Source organism: Kitasatospora sp. NPDC018058, from assembly GCF_044327205.1.
GTDB lineage: Bacteria > Actinomycetota > Actinomycetes > Streptomycetales > Streptomycetaceae > Kitasatospora.
Window position 1 is genome coordinate 1 of record NZ_JBIRFA010000118.1, and the last position, 4,334, is coordinate 4,334.

Annotated in this window: 2 protein-coding genes; both read right to left on the bottom strand. The window is 73.3% G+C overall.

Going from position 1 to position 4,334, the window contains the following annotated elements:
- On the bottom strand, nucleotides 1-1,190 hold a 1,190-nt coding region (locus ACH4E7_RS45300; protein ID WP_396255078.1), incomplete at its 3' end, for a type I polyketide synthase.
- A gap of 91 nt (nucleotides 1,191-1,281) precedes the next feature.
- A partial coding sequence (locus ACH4E7_RS45305; protein ID WP_396255079.1) for an SDR family NAD(P)-dependent oxidoreductase occupies nucleotides 1,282-4,334 on the bottom strand: 3,053 nt, incomplete at its 5' end.

The window sequence follows — 4,334 nt, forward strand, 5'->3', positions numbered from 1 at the left end:
GCCTGCACCATCTTGATCACACCGCCGACGCCGGCCGCGGCCTGGGCGTGGCCGATGTTGGACTTCAAGGAGCCCAGCCACAAGGGCTGTTCGGCGCTCCGGTGCTGCCCGTACACCGCGATGAGGGCCTGGGCCTCGATCGGGTCACCGAGTCGGGTGCCGGTGCCGTGCGCCTCCACGACATCCACTTCGCTCGCCGACACGCGTGCGTTCGCCAACGCCGAGGTGATCACCCGCTGCTGGGCGGGACCGTTGGGGGCGGTGAGGCCGTTGGACGCGCCGTCCTGGTTCACGGCCGTACCGCGGACGACGGCGAGCACCCGGTGCCCGAGGCGCCGGGCGTCCGACAGCCGCTCCACCAGCAGCACGCCCACGCCCTCGGCCCAGCCGGTGCCGTCCGCGTCCGAGGAGAAGGACCTGCAGCGCCCGTCGGCGGACAGTACGCGCTGGCGGCTGTACTCGACGAAGAAGGCCGGGGTCGACATGATGGCCGCCCCGCCCGCCAGGGCGAGGTCGCACTCGCCCTGGCGCAGGGCCTGGCACGCGAGGTGCAGGGCGACGAGCGAGGACGAGCACGCGGTGTCCACCGTCACCGCCGGCCCCTCCAGACCCAGGGTGTAGGAAATGCGCCCAGCTGCGATGCTGGCCGCGCTGCCTCCGCCGAGGAAGCCCTCGAACCCGTCGGGTGCCTTCTGGAAGCGCGACCCGTAGTCGTTGTGCATGAGGCCGATGAAGACCCCGGAACGACTTCCACGAACGGACTCGGGGCGGATGCCCGCCCGTTCAAAAGCCTCCCAGGAGGTTTCGAGGAGCTGCCGCTGCTGCGGGTCGATGGCCAGCGCTTCCCGGGGGCTGATTCCGAAGAAGTCCGGGTCGAAGCCGTCGACCTGGTGGAGGAACCCACCCTCGCGGGTGTAGCTCCTGCCCGCGCGGTCCGGGTCCGGGTCGTAGAGGCCGTCCAGGTCCCAGCCGCGGTCGGCGGGGAAACCGGTGACGGCGTCGCGGCCCTCCGCGACGAGCTCCCACAGGTCCTCGGGCGAGCTCACGCCGCCGGGGAAGCGGCAGCTCATGCCGACGATGGCGATGGGCTCGGACCCTTTCGCCTCCACCTCACGAAGGCGGACGCGCGTCTTCTTCAGATCGGTGGTGACCTTGCGGAGGTATTCGACGAGCTGGTCTTCGTTCGACATGTTTGGCAGCACCTGTCAGCACATGGAAGTGATCGAATTGATCGGGAACGCTCTGTTGGCGATACGGGCCGGGCCGGCTGGGCGGGACGGGCTAGACGTCCCCGAACTCTGTGTCGATGAGCTGCATGAGTTCTTCGGCGGTCGCGGTCTCCAGGCTCTTCTCCACGCCCTCGGCGTCCGCGTCCGCGGTCCTCTCGAAATCCTCCAACTTGGCGGTCAGCGCGCCGAGTCGCATGGCGAGCACCGAGCGCGCGGCCGTGTCGGGGGCCAGCGCCAGCACCGCGGTTTCGAGCCGGTCGAACTCCTCGGCCGCGAGCGCCGCCGGGTCCACCCGATCCGGGACGACGACCGAGCGCAGGTACCGGGCGAGCGCGAGCGGCGTGGGGTGGTCGAAGACCAGGGTGGCGGGCAGCCGGGTGCCGGTGGCCGTGTTGAGGCGGTTGCGCAGGTCGACGGCCATCAGTGAGTCGAAGCCGATCTCCCCGAGGGCCCGGTCCGGGGCGACGGCCTCGCGGCTGTCGAGGGCCAGGACGGCGGCGATCTGGGTCCGGATGGCCTGGAGCAATAGCCGCTCCTGCTCCTCGGGCGTGGTACGGGCCAGTTGGGCGGCCAGCGTGCCGCCGCCGGCGGTGGCGGAGGGCGCCGCAGCGCGTCGGACGCGTTGGGCACGCTGAACCTGGGGGACGGCGTCGAACAGCGGACTGGGGCTCAACGCGGTGAAGGACGGGTGGAAGGCGGTCCAGTCCACGTCGGCGATGACGGTGGCGGTGTCGTCGGCCGCCAGGCTGCGGCCGAGGTGGTGCACCGCGGCTTCGGGGTCCATCGGCGTCAGACCGCGGCGTCGGAGCTGGTGCTCGTAGGTGGCGTCGACCATGCCGCCGCCGGCCCAGGGGCCCCAGGCGAGGGCGGTGCCGGCGAGGCCGCGGGAGCGGCGCTGCTGGACGAAGGCGTCGAGGTAGGCGTTGGCGGCGGCGTACGCGGCCTGCCGTCCGCTGCCCCAGACCCCGGCGATGGAGGAGAAGACGACGAACGCCTCCAGCGGCTTCTGCCGCACCTCCCCGGCCTCCCCGGTCTCCAGGAGTTCCTGGAGGAGGCGTGCGCCGACCGTCTTCACGGCGGAGACGCGGGCGAGATCCGCCGGTCGCAGATCGGCCACGGGGCAGTCGTCGACGATGCCGGCGGCATGGACGACCGTGCCCACTACACAGCCGTCGGCGCGCAACCCGCCCAGTGCGGCGGCGAGCGAGGCGCGATCGGCGACATCGGCGGCTACCGCCCGCACCCGCGTGCCGAGCGGTGCCAGCTCCGCCCGGAGCGCGTTCACGGCTTCGGCGGCGGGGCCGCGGCGGCTGAGCAGGACGACCTCGGGAGCGCCATGCCGCGCCGCCCACCGGGCGACCTGGACGCCGAGCCCGCCGGTGCCGCCGGTGATCAGCACCGAATCGCGCGGCGCCCAGCCCTCGGGCGCCGCACCGGTGGACGGTTCGGTGGCTGCCCTGGTGGGCCCTTCGGTCGGAGCGAGCCGGCGGCGGAACACCCCGGACGTCCGCAGAGCGAGCTGGTCCTCAGGGCCGCCGGTCGTGGCCAGGATCCCGGTGAGGCGAGCACCGTCGTGTTCGCCAGGTTCCGCGGGGAGGTCGATCAGGCCGCCCCAGCGGTCGGGGTGTTCGAGCGCGGCCACCCGACCCAGACCCCACAGCATGGCCTGCTCCGGGCTCGTCACCTCCTCGGTGTCGTCGACCGCGACGGCGCCCCGGGTCAGACACCACAGCGGGGCCTGCACATTGGCGTCGCCCAGGGCCTGCACCAGCGCGAGAGAGTCGGTGAGTCCGGTCGTGAGCCCGGCGAACTCGGGGTGGTCCCCTTCGGCGAGCGGGAGGCAGGACACCACCCCGGCGAGCGGTACGGCCAGGTCGGAGAGCCGGGAGGCGAGGGCGTCACGGGTGGTGCCGGCCGGCACGTCGAGCCGGACGAGCCCGGCCCCGGCGGCCTCCAGCGCGGCCAGGAGGTCCGCGACCGGACTGTCCACGGGAACCGGGGAGCCGACGGCGAGCCACGTCCCCGACAGCGTCCCGAGGGCGGCCGGATCGGGCGCGGCTTCCCACGCCACGTGGTAGCGCCAAGTGTCCGCCGCGCCGAGGGCGTTGGCAGCGGTGCGCAGCTGCTCAGTGCTCACCGGTCGCACGACCAGCGACTCCACGGACGCCACCGGCGTTCCCTCCAGGTCGGCGACGTCCACCGACACGGCGTCCGCCGCCACCGGCCGCAGCCGGACCCGTACCGCCGCGGCACCCGGCGCGTGCACCCGCGCACCGTGCCAGGCGAACGGCAGGCGCGTCGGAGGCACAGCGTCCTCCGCGTCACTCCGATCCTCGTGCAGGTCCAGGACGAAGGCGTGCAGGGAGGCGTCCAGCAGTGCCGGGTGGACACCGAAAGCGGCGGCCTCCGGCGTGGTCTCCTCCGGTAGCGCGACTTCGGCGAACACCTCGTCGCCGCGCCGCCACGCGGCGCGCAGGCCCTGGAAGACGGGCCCGTAGTGATAGCCGCGCACGAGCAGCCGCTGGTACGCGTCCGTCAGGTCCACGGGGAGCGCGCCCGGCGGGGGCCACTCCGTCGGCGAGAACGCGGGCTCCGCCCCGGCAGGTGTGACCGTGCCCGCCGCATGACGGGTCCAGGGAAGGTCGGCCGGGCTCTTCTCGGGCCGCGAGTACACCGCGACCGTTCGCGTGCCCGACTCCTCTGGCGCGCCGAGCGCCACCTGGACGGACATCGCGCCGTGCTCCGGCAGCACCAACGGCGCCTCCAGCACGAGCTCTTCGAGCGTGTCGCACCCGACGCGCGCGGCGCCCTGCAACACCAGCTCCACCAGACCGGTCCCCGGCAGCAGGACCGTTCCCAGGACGGCGTGGTCGGCCAGCCAGGGCTGGGCATCCACGGAGAGCCGCCCCGTGAAAAGGGTGCCACCGGTGTCCGGCAGGGCCACCGTCATGCGCAGCAGGGGGTGGTTCAGTCCGTCAGCATCCGGGCTGCTTGAGGAGGGATCGCTGTGGAGCCAGTAGCGCTGGTGTTGGAAGGGGTAGGTGGGGAGGTCGAGGTGGGTGGTGGGTGGGGTGGGTCGGGTGGTGGGGTGGCCGTGGGTGTGGA